At 72.9% G+C, this 21,933-nt stretch carries 23 protein-coding genes; 6 read left to right on the top strand and 17 right to left on the bottom strand.

Annotated features, from left to right (window positions below; genetic code table 11):
* Positions 1 to 76: 76 nt before the first annotated feature.
* From ACSLTV_RS14525 to ACSLTV_RS14500, 6 genes are all read right to left on the bottom strand, one after another.
* On the bottom strand, positions 77 to 670 hold the full coding sequence (locus ACSLTV_RS14525; protein WP_432156441.1) for a sugar kinase: 594 nt from the start codon (positions 668 to 670) through the stop codon (positions 77 to 79).
* Positions 667 to 1,815, bottom strand: a complete 1,149-nt coding sequence (locus ACSLTV_RS14520) for an ROK family glucokinase (RefSeq protein WP_432133774.1) — start codon at positions 1,813 to 1,815, stop codon at positions 667 to 669. Before ACSLTV_RS14520 ends, ACSLTV_RS14525 begins: the two co-directional genes overlap by 4 nt.
* Before the next feature lie 103 nt (positions 1,816 to 1,918).
* The gene (locus ACSLTV_RS14515) at positions 1,919 to 2,689 is read right to left on the bottom strand and encodes an ATP-binding cassette domain-containing protein (protein ID WP_432133773.1); all 771 of its coding nucleotides are present in this window, start codon (positions 2,687 to 2,689) and stop codon (positions 1,919 to 1,921) included.
* Positions 2,686 to 3,714, bottom strand: coding sequence for an ABC transporter permease (locus tag ACSLTV_RS14510; protein WP_432133772.1), 1,029 nt, complete (start codon positions 3,712 to 3,714; stop codon positions 2,686 to 2,688). The genes ACSLTV_RS14515 and ACSLTV_RS14510 overlap by 4 nt, the downstream gene beginning before the upstream one ends.
* A complete protein-coding gene (locus ACSLTV_RS14505; RefSeq protein WP_432133771.1) occupies positions 3,711 to 4,715 on the bottom strand; it encodes a sugar ABC transporter substrate-binding protein in 1,005 nt (334 codons plus the stop codon). The genes ACSLTV_RS14510 and ACSLTV_RS14505 overlap by 4 nt, the downstream gene beginning before the upstream one ends.
* A gap of 198 nt (positions 4,716 to 4,913) precedes the next feature.
* The gene (locus tag ACSLTV_RS14500; protein WP_432133948.1) at positions 4,914 to 5,651 is read right to left on the bottom strand and encodes a GntR family transcriptional regulator; all 738 of its coding nucleotides are present in this window, start codon (positions 5,649 to 5,651) and stop codon (positions 4,914 to 4,916) included.
* A 130-nt stretch (positions 5,652 to 5,781) separates the two neighbouring features.
* Between ACSLTV_RS14500 and ACSLTV_RS14495 the strand changes: the two genes are divergently transcribed.
* Entirely contained in the window at positions 5,782 to 6,807 is a 1,026-nt protein-coding gene (locus ACSLTV_RS14495; protein WP_432133770.1) for a Gfo/Idh/MocA family protein, read from the top strand.
* Between the two features lie 31 nt (positions 6,808 to 6,838).
* Here the strand turns inward: ACSLTV_RS14495 and ACSLTV_RS14490 are convergent, their stop codons facing one another.
* The 4 genes from ACSLTV_RS14490 to ACSLTV_RS14475 all read right to left on the bottom strand — a co-directional run bounded on the left by ACSLTV_RS14490 (position 6,839) and on the right by ACSLTV_RS14475 (position 10,784).
* Positions 6,839 to 7,279 carry a PaaI family thioesterase gene (locus ACSLTV_RS14490; protein WP_432133769.1) on the bottom strand — a complete coding sequence of 147 codons (441 nt, stop codon included), beginning with the start codon at positions 7,277 to 7,279 and terminating at the stop codon, positions 6,839 to 6,841.
* A gap of 59 nt (positions 7,280 to 7,338) precedes the next feature.
* Complete coding sequence (locus ACSLTV_RS14485; RefSeq protein ID WP_432156442.1) at positions 7,339 to 8,580, bottom strand: cytochrome P450 family protein; 1,242 nt, start codon at positions 8,578 to 8,580, stop codon at positions 7,339 to 7,341.
* 58 nt (positions 8,581 to 8,638) lie between these two features.
* Positions 8,639 to 9,340, bottom strand: coding sequence for a response regulator transcription factor (locus tag ACSLTV_RS14480; RefSeq protein ID WP_432133767.1), 702 nt, complete (start codon positions 9,338 to 9,340; stop codon positions 8,639 to 8,641).
* 208 nt (positions 9,341 to 9,548) lie between these two features.
* A complete protein-coding gene (locus ACSLTV_RS14475; protein ID WP_432133947.1) occupies positions 9,549 to 10,784 on the bottom strand; it encodes a sensor histidine kinase in 1,236 nt (411 codons plus the stop codon).
* Positions 10,785 to 10,997: 213 nt separating this feature from the next.
* On the opposite strand from ACSLTV_RS14475, the gene ACSLTV_RS14470 reads away from it, so the two are divergent.
* Positions 10,998 to 11,198 carry a hypothetical protein gene (locus tag ACSLTV_RS14470; protein WP_432133766.1) on the top strand — a complete coding sequence of 67 codons (201 nt, stop codon included), beginning with the start codon at positions 10,998 to 11,000 and terminating at the stop codon, positions 11,196 to 11,198.
* A gap of 86 nt (positions 11,199 to 11,284) precedes the next feature.
* On the opposite strand, the gene ACSLTV_RS14465 is transcribed toward ACSLTV_RS14470, so the two are convergent.
* Positions 11,285 to 11,908, bottom strand: coding sequence for a dihydrofolate reductase family protein (locus tag ACSLTV_RS14465; RefSeq protein ID WP_432156443.1), 624 nt, complete (start codon positions 11,906 to 11,908; stop codon positions 11,285 to 11,287).
* Positions 11,909 to 11,980: 72 nt separating this feature from the next.
* Positions 11,981 to 12,793, bottom strand: coding sequence for an AIM24 family protein (locus tag ACSLTV_RS14460; RefSeq protein ID WP_432156444.1), 813 nt, complete (start codon positions 12,791 to 12,793; stop codon positions 11,981 to 11,983).
* A gap of 89 nt (positions 12,794 to 12,882) precedes the next feature.
* On the opposite strand from ACSLTV_RS14460, the gene ACSLTV_RS14455 reads away from it, so the two are divergent.
* The gene (locus tag ACSLTV_RS14455) at positions 12,883 to 13,635 is read left to right on the top strand and encodes a 3-oxoacyl-ACP reductase family protein (protein WP_432133763.1); all 753 of its coding nucleotides are present in this window, start codon (positions 12,883 to 12,885) and stop codon (positions 13,633 to 13,635) included.
* Between the two features lie 200 nt (positions 13,636 to 13,835).
* Here ACSLTV_RS14455 and alc read toward each other — a convergent pair whose 3' ends face one another.
* Positions 13,836 to 14,960, bottom strand: coding sequence for an allantoicase (alc, locus tag ACSLTV_RS14450; RefSeq protein WP_435612264.1), 1,125 nt, complete (start codon positions 14,958 to 14,960; stop codon positions 13,836 to 13,838).
* Positions 14,961 to 15,008: 48 nt separating this feature from the next.
* A complete protein-coding gene (gene allB, locus ACSLTV_RS14445) occupies positions 15,009 to 16,346 on the bottom strand; it encodes an allantoinase AllB (RefSeq protein ID WP_432133761.1) in 1,338 nt (445 codons plus the stop codon).
* A gap of 249 nt (positions 16,347 to 16,595) precedes the next feature.
* Between allB and allR the strand changes: the two genes are divergently transcribed.
* On the top strand, positions 16,596 to 17,390 hold the full coding sequence (gene allR, locus ACSLTV_RS14440) for an allantoin degradation transcriptional regulator AllR (protein ID WP_432133760.1): 795 nt from the start codon (positions 16,596 to 16,598) through the stop codon (positions 17,388 to 17,390).
* A gap of 218 nt (positions 17,391 to 17,608) precedes the next feature.
* Here the strand turns inward: allR and ACSLTV_RS14435 are convergent, their stop codons facing one another.
* Positions 17,609 to 17,896: a DUF5955 family protein gene (locus ACSLTV_RS14435; RefSeq protein WP_435612263.1), complete on the bottom strand. Its 288-nt coding sequence runs from the start codon at positions 17,894 to 17,896 to the stop codon at positions 17,609 to 17,611.
* 238 nt (positions 17,897 to 18,134) lie between these two features.
* Between ACSLTV_RS14435 and ACSLTV_RS14430 the strand changes: the two genes are divergently transcribed.
* Positions 18,135 to 18,734, top strand: coding sequence for a nucleotidyltransferase family protein (locus ACSLTV_RS14430; protein WP_435612262.1), 600 nt, complete (start codon positions 18,135 to 18,137; stop codon positions 18,732 to 18,734).
* A 185-nt stretch (positions 18,735 to 18,919) separates the two neighbouring features.
* Positions 18,920 to 20,542 carry a malate synthase A gene (gene aceB, locus ACSLTV_RS14425; protein WP_435612261.1) on the top strand — a complete coding sequence of 541 codons (1,623 nt, stop codon included), beginning with the start codon at positions 18,920 to 18,922 and terminating at the stop codon, positions 20,540 to 20,542.
* Here the strand turns inward: aceB and ACSLTV_RS14420 are convergent.
* Positions 20,532 to 20,834, bottom strand: coding sequence for a SelT/SelW/SelH family protein (locus tag ACSLTV_RS14420; protein ID WP_432133756.1), 303 nt, complete (start codon positions 20,832 to 20,834; stop codon positions 20,532 to 20,534). The genes aceB and ACSLTV_RS14420 overlap by 11 nt on opposite strands.
* Positions 20,831 to 21,745 (bottom strand): HipA family kinase, encoded by a 915-nt coding sequence (locus tag ACSLTV_RS14415; RefSeq protein ID WP_432156449.1) that lies wholly within the window; start codon positions 21,743 to 21,745, stop codon positions 20,831 to 20,833. The genes ACSLTV_RS14420 and ACSLTV_RS14415 overlap by 4 nt, the downstream gene beginning before the upstream one ends.
* Between the last annotated feature and the right edge of the window lie 188 nt (positions 21,746 to 21,933).

Here is a 21,933-nt window from a genome sequence, read left to right as displayed (position 1 = left end):
CTTCGACTCTACGGGCGGGGTCTGACAATCGGTCCCGGCGACCGGCGCGCCCCGGCACAGCCGGCCGCCGCGCCGGTCAGGGGACGGTGCGGGAGACGACGTACACCACGGGGTGGGCGGGGTCGCCGGTGTTGACGACGACGTCCTGGGTCGGCCTGGGGTCCTCCTGCTCGTGCACGAGCCCGGAGTGGTCGCCGGGCCGGAAGCCGGGCCCGGTGAACTTCCAGCCGGTGACCTGCTGGTCCCGGGCGCTGATGGTGATGTCGCCCGCGGTGAGGTCGGAGCGGTTGACGCCCAGCCCGGTCAGGAACGCGTCCAGGCCGGCCGGGGTGGTCCGGAACTGCACGTAGAGGCGGCTGGTCTTCCAGTTGTTCGTCTCGTAGTAGGCGACGCTGGTCGAGCCGCCGGGGATCGGCACCTGGTAGAGGCGGCTCTGGACGCTGGACGGCCAGCCGGCGGTGAGGCCGGTCGCCGCGTACTTGCGTTCCTTGTCCTTGCCGCTGTCGCGGCTCTGCGCGGCGGAGATCACCAGGTATCCGGCCGGTACGCCGATGAGGAGCACGATGATCAGCAGCGTGAGCGCCCGCCGGCGGATCATGTGGCGGCGGTCCTCCGGCGGCCGGGCGGGCTCGTCCGGGTGCGCGCCCTGGTGGGGCAGTACCGCGGTCACGCGCTGTCCCGGGTCCGTCGGGCGGCCTCGGCGAACCGCTCGAAGCGCTCGTAGCGCTCCACCCGGCGCCGCTTGGCGCGCCGGAAGCGGCGGGCGACCAGGCGGGCGAGGTCGGCGGCGCCGACCATGCCGGCCTCGGGGCCGAGCTGGGCGCGCACGATGCGGGCCTCGGGGCGGTAGCCGCGGCCGGTGAGGTGCCGCTTGAACGCGTCGCGCGCGGGGCCGATCAGCAGGTCGTCTGCGGCCGAGACGCCGCCGCCGATCACGAAGCAGGAGGGGTCGAGGGCGGCGGCGAGGTTGGCGATGCCGACGCCGAGCCACTGGCCGATGTCCTGGAGCAGCTCCACGCACATGGCGTCGCCCTCGCGGGCCAGCTCGGTGATCATCGGGCCGGTGATGTCCCCGATGTTGCCCTTGACGTGCTCGATGATCCCGTACGCCACCGGCGAGTCGGCGGCGGCCAGCTCCCGGGCCTCGCGCACGAGGGCGTTGCCGGAGCTGTACTGCTCCCAGCAGCCGCGGTTGCCGCACGGGCAGCGGTGTCCGCCGGGCACCACCTGCATGTGGCCGAACTCGCCGGCGACTCCGTACTTGCCGCGCTTGACCTGCCCGTCCTCCAGGATGGCGCCGCCGATGCCGGTGCCGAGGGTGATCATGACGAGGTGGTCCTCGCCGCGGCCTGCGCCGAACCGCCACTCCGCCCACGCCGCGGTGTTGGCGTCGTTGTCGACGAGGACGGGAACCGCGAGGCGTCCGGCGATGCGGTCGCGCAGCGGCTCGTTGCGCCAGGACAGGTGCGGGGCGAACAGCACGCGGTTGCGGTCGGCGTCGACCCAGCCGGCGGCGCCGATGCCGACCGCGTGCACGTCGTGGCGGTCGGACAGGTCCAGCACCAGTTCGACGATGGTGTCCTCGACGACCTTGGGGCTCTTGGACTTGTCCGGGGTCTCGGTGCGCACCTTCTCCAGGATGTTGCCGTCGGCGTCGACGACCCCCGCCATCACTTTGGTGCCGCCGATGTCGATACCGACCGTGGGCACGCGGGGTGCGGTCAGATGCGAGCGGCGCTCCCGGGTGCCGACGGTTCTCAGGACCGGGGCACGACGGGAGCCGATGGGGGCGGTGAGGTCGCGGTAGGTGCTCATCGGGGCCGATTCTGCCTCACGGTGGCCAGCGTTGTCGGGTACGGGTGTGTTGTGGCTGGTGGGGCTCGCCGGTGGGGCCGCGCGCGGGGCACGGTCCCCGGTCTCAGGTCCGCCGCAGCTCGTGGCGCAGATCGTCCAGGTCGCCGCCGCCGGCCATCTGGCCGGTGAGTTCCTCCAGCGTGATGGCGTCGCGTTCGTGGCTGCCCACCATGGTCCCGCGCCGCAGCAGCACGAACCTGTCCCCCACCAGGTGGGCGTGGTGCGGGTTGTGGGTGATCAGGACCACGCCCAGGCCCCGGTCCCGGGCCGCCGCCACGTACTTCAGCACCACCCCGGACTGCTTGACGCCGAGTGCGGCCGTCGGCTCGTCCAGTACGAGGACCTTCGCGCCGAAGTGCACGGCGCGCGCGATGGCCACGCACTGTCGTTCGCCGCCGGACAGGGTGCCGATGGGCTGGTCGACGTCGCGCAGGTCGATGCCCATGCGGAGCAGTTCCGCGTGGGTGGTCCGCCGCATGAGGTCGACGTCCAGGCGCTTGAAGGGGCCGGCGCCCTTGCGGGGTTCGGAGCCGAGGAAGAAGTTGCGCCAGACCGGCATGAGCGGGACCACCGCCAGGTCCTGGTGGACCGTGGCGATGCCGCGGTCCAGGGCGTCGCGGGGCGAGGCCAGCCGGGTCTCCTCGCCGTCGACGCGCAGGACACCGCCGTCGTGCTGGTGCAGTCCCGCGACGATCTTGATGAGGGTCGACTTGCCCGCGCCGTTGTCGCCGAGGACACAGGTGATCTCGCCCGCGTTCACCGTCAGGGAGACGCCCTCCAGGGCCCGGACGGTGCCGTAGTGCTTGCTGACGTCGGTCAGCTCGACGAGCGTCACTTGGTGGCCTCCGCGCGCTTGCGGACCCAGGCGTTGAGCAGGGTCGCGAGGAGCAGCATCGCTCCGAGGAAGAACTTGAACCAGTCGGGGTTCCACTCGGCGAAGACGATGCCCTTGCCGGTCATGCCGAAGATGAACGCGCCGACCGCCGAGCCGACGGCGCTGCCGTGGCCGCCGGTGATCAGGCAGCCGCCGATGACAGCCGCGATGATGTAGATCAGCTCGTTGCCGACGCCCTCACCGGACTGGACGACGTCGTACGAGAAGAGCAGGTGCTGGCCGGAGACCCAGGCGCCGAGGGCGACGCCCGTGTAGAGGCCGATCCGGGTCCGGGTGACGGGGACGCCGACCGCGCGGGCGGCTTCGGCGTTGCCGCCGACGGCGAAGATCCAGTTGCCCGCGCGGGTGCGCAGCAGGATCCAGGAGGCGACCGCGACCAGGGCGAACCACCACAGGATGGTGATCTTGAAGTCGACGCCGCCGATCGTCACCGTCGACGCGAAGACGGCGTGGGCGCTGGGGAACCCCTCCATGTCGGCGATGGTCTTCGTCGAGACCGTGCCGTCGATCAGCTTGGTGCAGCCCAGGTTCAGCCCGGTCAGCATGAGGAAGGTGCCCAGCGTGACGATGAAGCTGGGCAGCCCGGTGCGGTTGAGCACGAAGCCGTTGAAGGCGCCGATCGCGAGGGTGGTCACCAGGGACACGACGACGCCCACCCAGACGTTCGCCGTCATCTGGTAGCTGAACATCGACGAGATCAGCGCGGACGACGTCACCATGACGCCGGCCGACAGGTCGAACTCGCCGCCGATCATCAGCAGCGCCACCGGTACCGCCATGATGCCGATCGTGGAGGAGGCGTACAGCACCGTGCTGAGGCTGGGCGCGCGCAGGAAGCTGTCGGCGGCGAGCGCGAAGAACAGGAAGACCGCGACCGCGCCGACGACGGAGCCCAGCTCCGGCCGGCCGAGCAGCCGGCGCAGGGCGGAGGCGGGCAGCAGTCGCTCGTCGGTGACGGCGCTCATCGGGTGCCCCGTTCGGTGTACCGGGCCAGTTCGGCCGCCTGGTCCTCGGTGACGATCTGCGGGCCGGTCAGCACCGGCCGGCCGCCGCCGAGGACGTCGCCGTTGTACTTGTACAGCCACAGCAGGTCGACGGCCTCGTAGCCCTGGAGGTAGGGCTGCTGGTCGACGGCGAAGCCGAGGGTGCCCGAGCTCAGCCCGGCGGCGACCTTGGCGTTGAGGTCGAAGGTGTCGATCTCGGCCTTGCTGCCGGCGCTCTGTCGTGCCTTCACGGCGGTGTCGGCGTAGGGGGCGCCGAGAGTGACGACGGCGTCGACGGCGGCGTCGGCCTGGAGCTTGGCCTCCAGGGCGGACTGCACGTCGGGCATGTTGGTGCCGTTGACGTAGAGCCGCTGCAGTTGTCCGTGGAAGGTCTTCCCGACGCCGTCGCAGCGCTGTTCGTGGCCGACGTTGCCCTGCTCGTGGAGCACGCAGAGAGCCTTCTCGCGGCCGCGCCGGTTCAGCTCCTCGCCGACCGCCTCGCCGGCGACGGACTCGTCCTGGCCGATGTGGGCGAGCGCGCCGTAGGCCTTGGACCGCTCCGAGCCGGAGTTCACGGTGATCACAGGGATGCCGGCCTCGGCGGCGCGGGCGAGGGCGGCCTTCATCGCGTCGGGCTTGGCGAGGGTGACGATGAGGGCGTCGACCTTCTTGTCGATGGCCGCGTCGACGAGCTGGGCCTGCTGCTGGGCCTCGTCGTCGTGGGAGTACAGGAAGTTGATGTTGTCCTTGATCGCGGCCTGCTTCGCGCCGCTCTGGACGATGTCCCAGAACGTGTCGCCGTCACCCGAGTGGGTGATCATCGCGAACGTCCAGCGCGGTGTGTCCACCCCCGGCCCGCCCCGGGCGGCGGCGGCCCTGCGGGCGTCCTCCGCGCGCTTGCCGCCGGTGCTGCTGCACCCCGCGAGCGATACGCACAGCGCCCCCGCCAATGCGATTCCTGCCCAGGTCCGAAACCGTGCCACGAGGCCGTGCCCTTCTTGCTGTGCTCCGGCGTACCGACGCCGTCCTGACGTGCGCGCGTCCGGTGACCGCTCACCGGACGCAAACGCCCCAGTATCGAACACGGGCCCCGCGCGGCACGTGACCGGGGACCGTGACGGGGTCGCATTGTCCGGACATTGCGACGAAGTCGGGCGTCGGGCAGGGGTCCGCCGGAGGGTTCAGGGCCGTACGAGGAGCTGGAACTCGAAGGAGTAGCGGCTGGGCCGGTAGATGTGGTCGCCGAACTCGACCGGGCGGCCGGTGTCGTCGAAGGTGGTGCGCTGCATGGTGAGCAGCGGGGCGCCCTCCGCCTCGGCGAGCCGTTCGGCCTCGGCGGCGGTGGCGGCGCGCGCGCCGATGGACTGGCGGGCGCTGTGCAGGGTGATCCCGGCGGTCCGCATCAGCCGGTACAGCCCGGTGGCCTCCAGCTGTCCGGTGTCCAGATCGAGCAGGCCGGCCGGCAGGTGGTTGCAGAGGTAGGCCATCGGCTCCCCGTGGGCGAGGCGCAGCCGCTCCACCCGCTGGACGTCGCCGCCCTCCGCGACGCCGAGCGCGGCGGCGACCTCGGCCGTGGCCGCCACGACGGTGTTGACCAGGACGGTGGTGGCGGGCCGCTGCCCGGCCGCCTCCAGGTCGTCGTAGAGGCTGCTGAGTTCCAGCGGGCGCTTGACCTGGCTGTGCACGACCTGGGTGCCGACTCCTCTGCGACGCACCAGGAGACCCTTGTCGACCAGCGACTGGATGGCCTGGCGGACGGTCGGGCGGGACAGCCCCAGCCGGCCGGCCAGCTCGATCTCGTTGCCCAGCAGGCTGCCGGGGGTGAGCGATCCGTGCTCGATCGCCGCTTCCAGCTGCTGGGAGAGCTGGAAGTACAAGGGGACGGGAGAACTCCGGTCCACGCGGAGGTCGAGCTGCACGGTCGGGTCCACATCTGGTTTCGGCACGGGGCCGAGCGTAGCTCCGTGGCCGGTTGACGGGAAGTCGTGTAGTTAGATTGTCCGGACATACGCATTGACAGGGCAGGCGCTCCGACCGCACTTTGTTTCCATGCGCATCGGGGTCATCGGGACCGGCCGCCTCGGCACGATCCACGCGAACACGCTCAGCCGCCACCGCGAGGTCGGATCGCTGATCCTGACGGACGCGGAGCCCGCGCGGGCCCAGGAACTGGCGCGGCGGCTCGGCGAGACGGCGGCGCCGGGAGTCGACGAGATCTTCAGGTGGGGCGTGGACGCGGTCGTGATCACCACGGCCACGTCGGCCCACGCGGAGCTGATCGGCCGGGCGGCCCGCTCCGGTCTGCCCGTCTTCTGCGAGAAGCCGATCGCCCTGGACCTGGCGGGGACCTTACAGGCCATCGAGGAGGTGGAGGCCGCCGGGACGGTTCTGCAGATGGGCTTCCAGCGGCGGTTCGACCGCGGCTACACCGGTGCCCGGGAGGCGGTGCGCTCGGGCCGGCTCGGCCGGCTGCACACCGTGCGGGCGGTGACCTCCGACCAGGCGCCGCCGCCCGCGGAGTGGCTGCCGCTGTCCGGTGGCATCTACCGGGACGCGCTGATCCACGACTTCGACGCGGTGCGCTGGCTGACCGGGCGGGAGGTGTCCGAGGTGTACGCCACCGGGTCGGCCGCCGGACCCTCGATGTTCCGCGCGGCGGGCGACGCCGACACCGCGGCCGTGGTGCTCACCCTGGAGGACGGCACGCTCGTCACGGCCACCGCGACCCGGCTCAACGGCGCGGGCTACGACGTGCGCATGGAGCTGGCCGGGGAGCTGGACCAGATCGTGGTGGGACTGGACGACCGCACCCCCATCGCCTCGACCGAGCCGACGGGGCCACCGGCCGCGGACAAGCCGTGGGCCGGTTTCCTGGAGCGGTTCGCGCCCGCGTACGAGGCGGAACTGGCCGCGTTCGTCGAGGTGGTGAACGGGGAGCGCGCCAACCCCTGCGACGGCCGCGAGGCGCTGCAGGCGCTGCGGATCGCCGAGGCCTGCGACGTCTCGCGGCGGGAGCACAGGCCGGTGCCGCTGCGGGAGATCCCCGGCGGCCGGGAGCCTGCCCCGCTGGGGTGAGCGCCGGCCCGCCTTCGCCGCCCGGCCGGCCTCAGCCGCCCTCCACCGCCAGCACCGTGCCCTGCGCGACGGCGCAGAGCCTCTCCCCGCCGTCCTCCCCCACCGTGTGCAGGTCGCAGCGGACGACGGCCTGGCGGCGGCCGGCCTGGACGACCTCGGCACGGGCGCGCAGTGTGCGCCCGGTGGCGGGGCGCACGTACTGGATGGAGAAGCCGCCCGTCAGGACGGCCGGGCCGAGGGACGAGCCCCCGGCGAAGGTGAGGGCGTTGTCCGCGGCGTAGGACAGCACTCCGCCGTGCAGGAAGCCGTTCTGCTGGCGCAGGTCCTCGCGGATGTCGAGCTCCAGCGTGGCCGCGCCGTCGCCGAAGGCGGTCAGCCGGGCGCCGAGCAGACGGCTGAACGGCTGGCTGTCCAGCGCCTTCCGAGCAAGGGTCAGGTCGAAGTCGGCGGACGGGGCGGGCGCGGGCGGCACAGTGCGTGATGCGGTGGGCGAGGTCGGTGAAGTGGGCGAGGTGGGTGAGGTGGGTGATGTCAACGCGCGCTCCGAGGGTCGGCGGACGGGTCGTCGGACGGGTCGGCGCCGGGCCGCCAGCGCACCGGCAGGGCGCGCAGACCCCGCATGAGCATTCCGGGCAGCCGTTCGCCGGGCGGGCCGTCCAGGGTCAGGCCAGGGGCACGCTCCAGCAGCGTCCCTATCGCCGTACGGGCCTCCAGACGGGCCAGCGGGGCGCCCAGGCAGTAGTGGATGCCGTGGCCGAAGGCGAGGTGGCCGCGCGGGTCACGGTGGATGTCGTAGCGGTCGGCGTCGGGATAGCGGCCGGTGTCCCGGTCCGCGGCGGCGAGGCCGACCAGAACCGGCGCGCCCTTCTCCATCGTGACGCCGCCGATCTCCACGGGCTCGGCGGCGTACCGGTAGGTGGCGTTCTCCACCGGGCCGTCCCAGCGCAGGGTCTCCTCGATCACCCCGTCGAGCAGGCCGGGGTCGGCGCGCAGCGCGGCGAGCTGTCCGGGGTGGGTGAGCAGGGCGTGGACCGTGTTGGTGATGAGATTGACGGTGGTCTCGTGACCGGCGACGAGCAGCAGGAAGGCCATGCCGCGCAGCTCCCCGGCGGAGAGCCGGTCACCGTCCTCGGAGGTGGTGCGGATCAGGTCGCTCAGCAGGTCGCCGCCCGGCCCGGCGGCCCGCTTGTCCTCGATCAGCTCGGTCAGGTAGGCGCCGAGACGGACGAAGGCCTCGTACCCACGCTCCGCGTCGGTGGGGGCCACCACCTCGGTGGACATCTCGCGGAAGGCGGTGCGGTCGATCTCGGGGACGCCGAGGAGTTCGCAGATGACGGTGATGGGCAGCGGGTAGGCGAGGGAGGCGACGAGGTCGGCGCGGCCCTGCGGCAGCATCGCGTCGAGCAGGTCGTCGGTGATCCGCCGCACGCGCGGGCGCAGCTCCTCCACGCGGCGCGCGGTGAACGCCCGGTTGACCAGGGAGCGCAGCCGGGTGTGCTGCGGCGGGTCGGTGATCAACAGGTGCTTGCCGATCAGCTGCGCGTCCAGGAACGTCGCCGAGACCGTCTCGAAGTCCTTCACCAGGCGCGGGTCGGTGAGGGCGGCTCGCGCCTCCTCGTACCCCACCACGAGCCAGCTCTCGTACGGACCGTCGGGGCCCGGCAGCCGCACCCGGTGCACCGGGCCGCGCTCCCGCAGCCGCGCGTACACCGGGTACGGGTCCCGGCGCAGCTCCTCACCGGCCCCGCTCAGGTCGACCACCTCGGTCGTCATGCTTCCCCTCCCGCCCTGCCGACGCCCCCGTCACCAGGACAACGGCCGGGCACGCCGATCAGTGCCCGGGCCACGCTTTGCGGTCGACGTCGTCCTCCCCGTCCTCCAGGAGCCCCGCGTCGTGCGCCAGGAGCGCTATCTGCACACGGTTGTTGAGTTCCAGTTTGGCGAGGACGCGGGAGACGTGGGTCTTGACGGTGGCGACGCTCATGAACAGGGCGGTGCCGATCTCGGCGTTGGACAGGCCGCGTCCGACGGCGACGGTGACCTCGCGCTCCCGCTCGTTGAGGGCCGCGAGGCGCGCACGCGCGCGTGCCCGGCGGGTGTCGGCGGCGGTACCGGCCGCGTGCCGCATCAGCTGACGGGTGACGGCGGGCGACAGCACGGGGTCCCCGGCCGCGACCCGGCGCACCGCCGCCACGATCTCCGCGGGCGGAGTGTCCTTGAGGACGAACCCGGCGGCGCCCGCGCGCAGCGCCCCGAGGACCTGCTCGTCGGCGTGGAAGGTGGTGAGCACGACGATCTGCGGGGCGTCCGGCCTGCCACGCAGCAGTTCGGTGGCGGTCAGCCCGTCCACCGAAGGCATCCGGATGTCCATCAGCACGACGTCGGGGCGGGTGCGCTCGACGAGCGCCTCGACCTCGCCGCCGTCGGCGGCCTCGCCCACGATCCGGATGTCGTCGGCCCCGCCCATCATCAGAGCCAGTCCTGCCCGCACCAGCGGGTCGTCGTCGACGAGGAGCACTTTGATCGCGGTCATACGCCTCACGCAATCATGCCGGTACGGCGAGGACGGACACGGGGACGGCACGAGGCGTGACGGACGTGACCGACGTAAAGGACGGCGTCCATGACGACTCGCGCGGCAGCAGGCGCGGCGACGGCAAGTGCCCGAGGCGGGGCGGCGGGTACGAGGGCGGGGGCGGCCGGGGAGGCGGTCACCGGGCAGGGGCGCGGGCCCCGGCTCATCAGGCGGCCGGCCACGGCAGCCAGGCGCGCACCTCGAAACCCCCGTCGCCGGTGGTGCCGTGGTGGAGCCGCCCACCGGTGAGGGCAGCCCGTTCGGTCAGGCCGATCAGGCCCTGCCCCGAGCCGGGTACGTGCGGTACCTCGCCCCCCGGGGCGGGGTTGCGCACCGCGAGGGTCAGACCGTCGCCCGGGGCACCGGTGACGGCCACCGCGACCTCGGTGCCGGGCGCGTGCTTGCGGGCGTTGGTCAGCGCCTCCTGGGCGATGCGATAGGCGGTGCGGCCGACCGAGGCGGGGACCGCGGCAGGCTCGGTGACCCGCTGGTCGAGGACCACCTTCATGCCGGCCGCGCGGCACTCGGCGACCAGCGAGTCCAGGGCGGCGAGGGTGGGCTGCGGGCGGCCGGCGTCGTCGCCCTCACCGGCCCGCAACACGCCGATGATCTCCCGGAGGTCCTGGAGGGCCTCGTGGGCACTCTCCCGGATGACGCCGGCCGCCCTGCCGATCTCCTCCCGGGGCGCGTCCGGCCGGAACTCCAGGGCGCCCGCGTGCACGCTGAGCAGCGTGAGCCGGTGGGCGAGCACGTCGTGCATCTCCCGGGCGATGGCCTCCCGGGCCAGCCGCTGCGCCTGTTCGGCGCGCAGCCGCGCCTCCGTCTCGGCACGCCGGGCCCGGTCGCGCAGGCTCACCACGAGCTGCCGCTTCGACCGTACGAACATGCCCCAGCCGATGACGGCGACGGTGAGCAGGTCGACGAACACGATGGCGCCCAGATAGGGCAGGTCGGGGTCCGGGCGCATCAGGTAGTACACGGGGACCAGGGCGATCTGGGCGGCGCCGATCCACGCGACGTACTTGAACGGCCGGTGCACGGCGACGGTGAACAGGGCGACCAGGGCCGCGCCGCCGGCGGTGTCGGAGAAGAAGCCGACGAGGGTCAGCGCGGCGGCCAGCGCGACCGGCCGGCGGCGGCGCAGCCAGACCGCGGCGCAGGCCAGCGCGCCCAGCAGCTGGTCGGCGACGGCGACGGTGTGCGGCAGGTCCGGGTTGTCCGACATCGTGTCGGCGGCCGCGAAGCCGATGAGGACGGCGAGCAGGAAGCAGGAGAAGTCGACGATCCAGTCGCGCACGGTGCGCTTGGGCCGACGCGGGCGTGCCGCGTCGGGGCCGGGGTCGTGGACCAGCGCGGAGGGCAGCCACCACCGCCGTCCCGTGGGTTCCGCCGTGAGCGCCATACCGTCCCCGTCCCCGTCCCCGTGCCCGTTCACGGTCGCCAAATCTACGCAGCGCGTCACCGTGGGACCTCCCCCTCGGCGGGATCGCCGACTCACGTCGTGCGAACGGCGACTTTCGTCGCGGACGGCCGCCCCGAACGGCGACGTCCGTCGTCCTCGTCAGGCCTCGTGGCCGATGCCGTCGTCGCGTCCTCGGGGGCGAGGCTCGGGGGCATGAAACAGCTGCTGGAAGTAGTCGGATTCATCGCCCTCGTGCAGGGGGTGCTGGGGCTGGTGCACGAGTTCACCGACTGGCACGTGGGTTTCGTGCAGCGGATCGGCTTCCTCGACGGCTACGAGGTGTACGCGAGCGGCGCGCTGGTGGTGCTGGCCTTCGCCCTGTTCGCCGCCGCGGAGAGTCAGGGCCCGGGGTGACCCCGCCGGCCTCCGCGGATCGCGGTCGCCCGCCTGCCTCGATCCCGCCCCGCCCCGCGCGGGACCAGTGCGGGATCGGGGCGGTACTAGCTTTCGGGCAGCTCGTACGTGCCGTACTCCGGCCGGCCGGCCCGGTCGTAGGACTGGATGGACACGCCCGAGCCGGTGACGCTGCCGCCGGTGTGCCGGAACGCGGTGGGTCGGGTGCCCTCGGTGAACAGGCGGCGGCCCGCGCCGAGTACCACCGGCACGGTCAGCAGGTGCAGGGTGTCCACCAGGCCGAGGTCGAGCAAGGAGCGCAGCAGGGCTCCGCTGCCGTGCACCTGCAGTTCACCGTCGGTACGCTCCTTGAGCTCGGCGACCTCCTTGGCGAGGTCACCCTTGAGCACCGTGGTGTGTGCCCAGGACGGGTCGGTCAGGCTCGCCGAGGGAACGTACTTCGGCAGGGTGTTCAGGGGTCCGGCGATCGGGTCGCCGGGGTCGGTCACCTTGGGCCAGTAGCCGGCGAAGATGTCGTAGGTCCTGCGGCCGAGGAGGAAGGCCCCCGCGCGTGCGAAGACCTCCGTGACGAAGCGGCCGAAGTCGTCGTCCCCGTAGGGGAAGCTCCAGCCGCCCTGGGTGAAGCCGCCGCGGGTGTCCTCCTGGGTGCCGCCGGGGGCCTGGTAGACACCGTCGAGGGTGACGAAGATGGTGGAGACGAGCTTGCCCATGGCGGGTGCCTTCTTCCGTGTGGGTCCTGTCTGTCATCAGCTCAGACCCCCGCGGCACCCGCAACTCATCGGTCAGCCCGCGTGCGTGGAGAACAGTCCTCCCGTGGGGCCCTGCTTGTCGCCGCCCTGGGCCTTCTTCAGGGCGTTGGCCAGGGACTCGATGGTCAGGGACTGCAGGACGACCCGGCCGTTGCCCTCCAGGGTGGCCAGGGAGAGGCCCTCACCGCCGAAGACGGCGTTCATCATGCCCTGCCGGTTGAGGCCGCCGACGCGCTGGACGCCGTACCGGATGCCCTCCTCGAAGGCGACGACGCAGCCGGTGTCCACCTCGATGCGGCCGCCGAAGTCGGCCGGGTTCAGGTCGATGAAGTTGCCGGCGCCGGCGATGATCACGGTGCCACGGCCGGTGAACTTCTCCAGGACGAAGCCCTCGCCGCCGCTCATGCCGGTGCGTCCGCCCTTGAAGGCGATACCGAAGTCGACCGTGGACTCGGCGGCCACGAAGGCGTCCTTCTCGGCGAACCACGCGCGCGAACCGTCCAGCTCCAGGGCGCGCATCTCGCCGGGGAGCACGCCCGCGAACCCGACGGTGCCCTCGCCGCCCTGTGCGGTGAAGTACTGGAACGCCAGTGACTCGCCGGCGAGCATGCGCTGGCCGGCCTGCACGGCGGTGCCCATGGCCTGGCGCAGCATGCCGCCGACGCCGCCCGAGCCGCCGCCCTGCCGGCCCGCGCCGTCCGACGGGCCGGACAGGCGGGTCTCCATCGTCACGCCTGTCGTCTTGAACAGGAACTTGCCGGCCTCGCAGTACACGGTCTGGCCGGGGCTCAGGCTGACCACGGCCATCTGCATCGCGTTGCCGACGATCTCTTGCTGAAGTGTCACGTGGGGGGAACGCGGCGGGGTGCCCCGAAGGTTCCCTCCGTGTCCGTTCCCCGCCAGCGTCCGCTCGTCGCGCCCGGTGGGATGGAGGCATGGCAACGACTGAGGGACCGCTGAACGGCAGGACGGCGCTCGTCACCGGCGGCAGCCGGGGGATCGGGGCGGCCACGGCACTGCGTCTCGCGCGGGAGGGCGCGGACGTGGCACTGACCTATGTGAACGGCAAGGACGCGGCGCTGGACGTCGTACGGGCCGTGGAGGCCCTGGGCCGGCGGGGGGTGGCCGTGCGGGCCGACTCCGGCGACGCCGAGGAGGCCGCAGGTGCGGTGGACCGGGCGGCGGACGCGCTGGGCGGGCTCGACGTGCTGGTGAACAACGCGGGAGTCGGGGTGCTCGGCCCGCTGGAGGACCTGACGCCCGCCGACGTGGACCGGGTGCTGGCCGTGAACGTGCGCGGGGTGTTCCTCGCGTCCCGGGCGGCAGCCGGACGGATGGGCGACGGCGGGCGGATCGTCACCGTCGGGACCTGTATGACGCAACGGGTGCCCGGGCCCGGCGGAACGCTGTACACGATGAGCAAGTCGGCCCTGGTCGGACTGACCAGGGCACTCGCCCGGGAGCTGGGCGGGCGGGGCATCACCGCCAACATCGTGCATCCGGGGCCGACGGACACGGACATGAACCCGGCGGACGGCCCGTACGCGGCCCCGCAGGCGGCGATGACCGCGCTCGGGCGCTTCGGCACGGCCGAGGAGGTCGCCTCCATGGTGGCGTACCTCGCGGGCGCGGAGGCGAGGTACGTCACCGGGGCGGAGTTCTCGGTGGACGGGGGGCACGCTGCGTAGCCGTCCGTCCGTCTCCCGGCCCGTCCCCCGCCCACGGTACGGAACGCACCCGCGCGGGTGACCGCTCGGCGCCGGCCGGGCAACCGTGAGAGGCCGGCCCGGGAGCTGGAGGCCGGGCGACCTCGGGCTGGGGGCGTCGGCCGGGGGACGTGCCGGGGGCGGGCCCGCCGCCGAGTCGCCGGGGGGCGGGCCCGGGGCGGTCAGCCGCCGAGTTCCTGGTCGCGGGCCGACAGGCGGGCGGCGCCCTCGTCGGTGAGGGAGCCGTGCAGGCGCAGGCGGGAGATGCCGCCGTCGGGGTAGATGTCCACGCGCGCGTGGGTGCCGACGACCGGGGTCGGCAGGACGAAGCGGTGGTTGGTGTCGGGCTGGAGGCGGGTGCGGGGAAGGACCTCGCGCCACTCACCGGCCCCGCCGCCGTCGACGTCCTTGACCGACACCGACGCCCAGCCCGCGCTGTTGCCCTTGAGGTACGCCGTGTCGATCTCGATCGCCCGGATCCGCGCCTGCACGGCCAGGCGGTAGCGGATCCAGTCGTTGCCCCGGTCGCGGCGGCGGCGCGTCTCCCAGCCGTCGTCCATCTTGCGGGAGCGGCCCGGCTGGATGGTGTTGCCGGCCGGCGAGTAGAAGCGGTCGGAGGCGTCCTCGACCTGGCCCCCGTTCTCCAGCGCGGCCACGTCGAAGGTGCCGAGCGCCGCGAGCCACCGGGGGTCCGGCACGACCTCGCCGTGCACGCGCAGGCGCGCGATGCCGCCGTCGGGGTGCTGGTTGACCCGCAGGTGGGTGAAGCGCTGCTCGGCCGACACGGCGAATCCGTTCGCCGCGTGGCCGCCGACCGGGGTGCGCGGCACCAGCGTCGTCCACTTGACGTCGTCGGCGAGCAGTTCCTCCGGGGACGGCGAGCCGGGCACGCAGGCCCCTTCGACGGACACGGCCTGCGGGTAGTTGCCCCGGAAGTGGGCCGTGTCCACCACGATCCCCCGGACCACGCCCGGGGCGCCGAGGCGGATCAGTGCCCAGTCGTGGTCGTCTGCGGTGGGCCACGGGTGCTCGGCTGAGACGCCTCGCCGCCGCCGGGTCTCCCAGCCGTCCATGATCTTGCCCTTGTGCCCGAAGTGCTCGGGGTCGAACTCGGCGCGCTCCGGCACCAGCAGGTTCTCACGCTGGGCGAAGAACTCGTCGTTGGCGGCGATGACACCGGCGCCGAGCCGGCGGTCGGCGAGGTCGGCGTACTGGGTGAAGGGGAAGTCGGCGGTGCGGTAGTCCGCGTACGGGTCGCCGCCGCCGTAGGGGTTCGCGTCGCCGGTGAAACTCGGTATCGCCGTCACGGGGATCAGGGGTTCCTTTCGGGTTCGGCCCGCTGCGGGCGCGGGGACTCAGGAGGTGCGGTGGAGCAGCCGGCCCTTCGGCTCGGTGAACTCGCCGTCGGCGGCGATGCGTTCGCCGCGCAGCCAGGTGGACCTCACCACGCCGTACAGGGTCCGGCCGGCGTACGCCGTCACGCGGTTGCGGTGCTGGAGTGCCGCCGGGTCGACGGTGAAGGTCTCGTCGGGGGCGAGGACGGCGAAGTCGGCGTCGCGGCCCGCCTCGATGGCGCCCTTGCGGTCCAGGCCGACCAGTCCGGCCGTGCGGGACGACATCCACCGCACGACGTCGGTGAGGTCGTGACCGCGTCGGCGGGCCTCGGTCCACACGGCCGCCAGGCTCAGCTGCAGCCCCGAGATACCGCCCCAGGCGGTCGCGAAGTCGTCGGTCTTCAGGTCGGCGGTGGACGGCGAGTGGTCGGTGACCACGCAGTCGATGGTGCCGTCCGCCAGTGCCTGCCACAGCAGGTCCTGGTTGGCCGCCTCGCGGATGGGCGGGCAGCACTTGAACTCGCTGGCGCCGTCGGGGACTTCCTCCGCGGTCAGGGTCAGGTAGTGCGGGCAGGTCTCGGCCGTGATCCGCACCCCCGCGGCCCTGGCCTCGGCGATCAGCGGCAGCGCGTCGCTGGAGGACAGGTGCAGCACGTGCACGCGCGCGTTCAGGCGCCGGGCCTGGGCGATGAGCGCGGCGATCGCGGTGTCCTCGGCGTCGCGCGGGCGGCTGGCGAGGAAGTCGGCGTACCGGGGGCCGCCCTGCTGCGGGGCGGCGGCGAGGTGGTGCGGGTCCTCGGCGTGCACGATGAGCAGTCCGCCGAAGTCCGCGATCTCGGCCAGGGACCGGGCGAGCCGGTCCTGGTCGAGGTGCGGGAACTCGTCCACTCCGGAGGGGGACAGGAAGGCCTTGAAGCCGAAGACCCCGGCGTCGTGCAGCGGGCGCAGGTGCTTGACGTTGTCGGGCAGCGCGCCGCCCCAGAAGCCGACGTCGACGTGTGCCTTGTCGGCGGCGACCGCCTCCTTGGTCCGCAGGTGCTCGACCGTGGTCGTCGGCGGGAGGGAGTTGAGCGGCATGTCGACGAGGGTGGTGATACCGCCGGCCGCCGCGGCGCGGGTGGCGGTCCAGAAGCCCTCCCACTCGGTGCGGCCGGGGTCGTTGACGTGCACGTGGGTGTCGACCAGGCCGGGCAGCAGGACGTCGTCGCCCAGGTCCTCCAGGCGGGCGCCGGCGGGTACCTCGGCGTCGTGTCCGAGCACGGCCGTGATCTCGCCGGCGGAGACGGTGACCGTGGCGGGCCGCATCCCCTCCGGGGTGATGACGCGCGTCGAGCGCAGCACCAGTTCAGCGTCGGACACCCGGACCCCTCTCTGCCGCCGTTGACTTCCACGTGACGGAATTCAACTTTCTGTTGAAGGAGTCTTCACTCCCTCCGGGGGCCCGTCAAGGGGCACACTCTCCACCATGCACCGCTGACGCGAACTCTGGACGTTTCCACAAGGCGGAATTAGACTTCCACAAGGCAGAACGTAGTTACGTACCAACCGGGAGTCAACCGACTGCCGGGTAGGCTTCTGCCCTCCCGTCAGTCCCGAAAGGAACGCGCCGTGCCGACGTCCAGCGCCAGCACCACCGACTCCGCCCGGTCCGCCGGCGGAGGCGTCCAGTCCCTCGAGCGCGCCTTCGATCTTCTGGAGCGGATGGCCGACGCGGGCGGCGAGGTGGGGCTGAGCGAGCTCTCGGCGAGCAGCGGCCTGCCGCTGCCGACCATCCACCGTCTGATGCGCACCCTCGTGGCCTGCGGTTACGTCCGCCAGCAGCCCAACCGCCGGTACGCGCTGGGGCCGCGCCTGATCCGCCTCGGTGAGTCGGCGGCCCGGCTGCTGGGCACCTGGGCCCGGCCACACCTGGCGCGGCTGGTGGAGGAGACCGGCGAGACGGCGAACATGGCACTGCTGGACGGCGACGAGATCGTCTATGTCGCCCAGGTGCCGTCGAAGCACTCGATGCGGATGTTCACCGAGGTCGGGCGACGGGTGCTGCCGCACTCCACGGGCGTCGGCAAGGCGCTGCTCGCCTCGTTCCCGGACGAGGAGGTACGCGCCCTGCTGGGCCGCACCGGGATGCCGGCCGCGACCGAGAAGACGATCACCACGCCCGACGGGTTCCTGGCCGCACTGGGCGATGTGCGCCGGGCCGGGTACGCGGTGGACGACAACGAGCAGGAGATCGGCGTGCGCTGCCTCGCGGTCCCGGTGCCCGACTCCCCCACCGCCGCGGCCATCTCCATCTCCGGCCCGGCGGGCCGCGTCACCGAGGCCGCCACGGAGAAGATCGTGCCGGTGCTGCAGCAGATCGCGGCCGAACTGTCCGAGGCCCTGGCCGGCCAGCACCAGCTCTGAGGCACCCGGCCCGAGCCGAACCGGCACCCGGCCCCGCCCGGGCGGCACTCACTCGAGTCGACACCGAAGCCCGCCGCACCACCCCGCCACCGCGACCCCGCACCTCGCGCGCACACGACGGCGCGCCCGACCTTCCCGGCGGGCGCGCCGATCGCCGGTCCGGCGGCATCCTGGCGGGCGCGCCGATCCGCCGCCTTCCCGGCGGGCGCGCCGCCCCGCTACCGTCCGTGCGGTTCGCCGAACAGGTCCACCGCCGCGCGGACCTCCGACAGCCCCGGGGACAGGGCGCTGACGGAGCCGATCGCGCCGGCGATGACCAGTAAGGAGCGGCGCAGCCGGGGGATGTCGGGGACGCCGTCGATCATCATCGCGGCCAGCGTCGCCAATTCGTCCTCGGCGATGGCGCGGTCCGGGAACTCCGCCGGGTGCGCCGCGAGTTGGCGGCGCAGCCGGGACACGGCGACCCGCAGTCCCGCCACTCTCGGATCCTTGTCGCTGCCGGTCACTGGCCTCTGCCCCAAGCTCCGCAACACAGCTCCCGCCCCCTCGCACGTCCTTGTGCGCGAGTCCGTCGTCTCCCGCCTCGCCGCCCCGTGACGGCGCCCGGCCGCCGAGGGACGCGGGTCAGTAAACGCCACCCCGCGCCACCGCGCCACAGCCGTGACGGAAATTCAGCCGCGGGAGACCGTCACGGCCGGCCCGGCCGGGGTAGGCAGGGAGAACGACCATCGACGAGGACGGCACATGACGCGTTGCGAGGACCAGGTCACCGGGCTGCTGCTGGCGGCCGGCGGCGGGCGGCGGCTCGGAGGACGCCCCAAGGCGCTGTTGCAGCACCGGGGCCGCCCCCTGGTGGAGCACGCGGTGGGCGTGCTGCGCGCGGCGGGCTGCGCGCGCCTGCACGTGGTGCTCGGAGCCGCCGCCGGCACCGTACTCGAGCGCGCGCGGCTCGACGGCTGCGCGGTCGTGACGAACCCGGACTGGGAGCAAGGCATGGGGTCGTCGCTGCGGGCCGGGCTCGACTCGCTCGCCGAAAGCGGGGCGCGGGCCGCGCTGGTGCTGCTCGTGGACCAGCCGGGCATCGGGGCGGAGGCGGCGGGACGGGTCCTCGCCGCGTACCGGGACGAGACCTCGCTGGCCGCGGCGTCCTACGAGGGGGTGCGCGGGCATCCCGTGCTGTTCGGGGCGGCCCACTGGGCCGGCATCGCGGCGAGCGCCACGGGGGACCAGGGGGCGCGCGCCTATCTGCGGGCACACGCGCAGGACGTCCGGCTCGTGGAGTGCGGGGACGTGGCCCGGCCGTACGACATCGACACCGAGGCGGACCTGAGCCACCTTGAGTGAGCGCGGTGGCACCGAGAGCCACCTTCCCTCGACCCGGAGAATCTCGACATCAACAAATCATTGAAGTTCCACAATGAGGAAACTACTATCCACTGATCAGAAGCGCCCGACCGAACCGCGGGCGCCAAAAGTCCCCGTTCGTACCTCTCGGCACCCGGTGCCACCGCTGAAGGAAGTGACAGCTCATGTCCGCACCAGCGCCGTCCCCGCTGGCCATCGTCGACGCCGAGCCCCTGCCCCGGCAGGAAGAGGTCCTCACCGACGCGGCACTGGCCTTCGTGGCCGAACTGCACCGGCGGTTCACGCCGCGCCGTGACGAACTCCTCGCCCGCCGGGCGGCGCGCCGCGCCGAGATCGCCCGCACCGCCACGCTCGACTTCCTCCCGGAGACCGCCGCCATCCGCGCGGACGACTCCTGGCGGGTCGCCCCCGCCCCCGCCGCGCTGAACGACCGGCGCGTCGAGATCACCGGCCCCACCGACCGCAAGATGACCATCAACGCCCTCAACTCGGGGGCAAGGGTCTGGCTCGCGGACTTCGAGGACGCCTCCGCGCCGACCTGGGAGAACGTCGTCCTCGGCCAGCTCAACCTGATCGACGCCTACACCCGCAGCATCGACTTCACCGACCCCGGGTCCGGCAAGACGTACGCCCTGCGCCCGGACGACGAGCTCGCCACCGTGGTCATGCGGCCCCGCGGCTGGCACCTGAACGAGCGTCACCTCCAGGTCGACGGGCAGCAGGTCCCGGGCGCCCTGGTCGACTTCGGCCTGTACTTCTTCCACAACGCCCGCCGCCTGCTCGACCTCGGCAAGGGCCCTTACTTCTACCTCCCGAAGACGGAGTCCCACCTGGAGGCCCGCCTCTGGAACGACGTGTTCGTCTTCGCGCAGGACCACGTCGGCATCCCGCAGGGCACCGTCCGCGCCACCGTCCTGATCGAGACGATCACGGCCGCGTACGAGATGGAGGAGATCCTCTACGAACTCCGGGACCACGCCTCCGGGCTGAACGCCGGCCGCTGGGACTACCTGTTCTCCATCGTCAAGAACTTCCGTGACGGCGGCGCCGAGTTCGTCCTCCCGGACCGCAACGCGGTGACGATGACGGCCCCCTTCATGCGCGCCTACACGGAGCTGCTGGTCCGCACCTGCCACAAGCGCGGCGCGCACGCCATCGGCGGCATGGCGGCGTTCATCCCGTCCCGCCGGGACGCCGAGGTCAACAAGGTCGCCTTCGAGAAGGTCCGCGCCGACAAGGACCGCGAGGCGAACGACGGCTTCGACGGCTCCTGGGTCGCCCACCCCGACCTGGTGCCGATCGCCATGGAGTCGTTCGACCGGGTCCTCGGTGACAAGCCGAACCAGAAGGACCGGCTGCGCGAGGACGTGCACGTCGAGGCCGCGGACCTGATCGCCGTCGGCTCCCTGGAGGCGAAGCCGACGTACGCCGGTCTCGTCAACGCCGTGCAGGTGGGCATCCGTTACATCGAGGCCTGGCTGCGCGGCCTCGGCGCCGTGGCCATCTTCAACCTCATGGAGGACGCGGCCACCGCCGAGATCTCCCGCTCGCAGATCTGGCAGTGGATCAACGCGGGCGTCGAGTTCGAGAACGGCGAGAAGGCCACCCCCGAGCTGGCCCGCAAGGTCGCCGCCGAGGAACTGGCCGCCATCCGGGAGGAGATCGGCGCGGAAGCCTTCGCCGCCGGCCACTGGCAGCAGGCCCACGACCTGCTGCTGCAGGTGGCGCTCGACGAGGACTACGCGGACTTCCTCACCCTGCCCGCGTACGAGCGGCTCACGGGCTGACGCAGGGCGGGCCCGACCCACCCGGACGGTCCGAGTGGCCCAGGGGTCTGCCCGGGGCCACTCGGTCGCGTACGGCCCGCTTGACCGCGGTGGGCTCCGGGAAACCCTGCTCGCGGCGGTCCCACACCACCTCGCCGTCGACGCGGACGACGAAGACCCCGCCCGTGCCGGGCTTGAGAGACAGCTCCGTCAGCTCGGTCTCGAAGGTCGTCAGCAGCTCCTGCGCCGGCCAGGCCGCCCTGGGCAGCCGGCGGCACTGGGTGCAGTACTCGATCTGTACGGCCGCGCTCATCCCAGGTGCACCGACCAGTCCTGTTCGGCCGCCGGCCTGCCGTGCAGGTCGGGGACGCGCTTGAGCCAGTCCGGGCGGCCCCGCTGGGAGCGCGCCGCACGCCGGGCGTCCTCGGCGGCCAGCTCCTCCCGGGCGGGGAAGTCGGTGGGCAGCCAGGCGGCGGAGGCACGCACGCGCGCGTGGAGATGATCCACGTACGCCGCCCGGACGTCGTCCGGAGCCGTGGCCTCCTCCTCCCCGGCGAGCCAGGCGTCCGGGACGCACTGCGTGACCGAGCGCAGCAGCTCGGGCGTCACCCGGGGCGCCAGCTCGGCGTCGGCGGCCCGCACGTCGGGGCCGTAGGAGCCGAGGGCGTGATGGCGGAAGTCGTAGGCCTTCTCGGGGTCGGAGGCATCCCAGCGGTGGTGGAAGACCAGGGCCGCGCCGTGGTCGATCAGCCACAGGCGCGGGGGGACCGTCCCCAGGGTCGGCCAGATCATCAGATTGGTGCTGTGGACCGTACGGTCGACGTTCGCGGTCAGGGCGTCCAGCCAGACGATCCGGCCGGCCTCCACCGGGTCCACGGGGAAGGTCCCCGCGCTCTCGGGGGTGAAGTCGCGGGCGCCCGGCAGATAGTCCATGCCCAGGTTGACGCCCGCGCTGGCGGCATGCAGCTCCCGCACCTCCTGGTGCGGCTCGTGCGCGGCGATCGCCGGGTCGAAACGCACCAGCACCAGCTCGGGGAAGCGCAGCCCGAGCGCCCGGGCCAGCTCCCCCACGATCACCTCGGCGACCAGCGCCTTGCGCCCCTGGGCGGAGCCGGTGAACTTCACGACGTACGAGCCGAGGTCGTCGGCCTCGACGACGCCGGGGACGGAGCCGCCGGAGTGCAGGGGCTCGATGTAGCGGGTCGCGGTGACCCTTCTCAGCATTTCCTCACCTCTCCCGCCGTCGACCTTGCGATCCAGGGCGAGCCTCGGAGGTGTCCCACAGCGGGAACTGCCCGTCACCAGCGCTGGGGAGAATCCGGGGAGTTTCGACCGGCATGCAGATCTCCCCGCCTCCCCAGCAGTTCGTCCGTGGCCGTCCCGGCCCCTTGCTTCCGGCCTACAGCATGAAG

Source organism: Streptomyces sp. bgisy159 (genome assembly GCF_965341775.1).
GTDB lineage: Bacteria > Actinomycetota > Actinomycetes > Streptomycetales > Streptomycetaceae > Streptomyces.
This window is presented reverse-complemented; position numbering and strand designations above follow the sequence as displayed.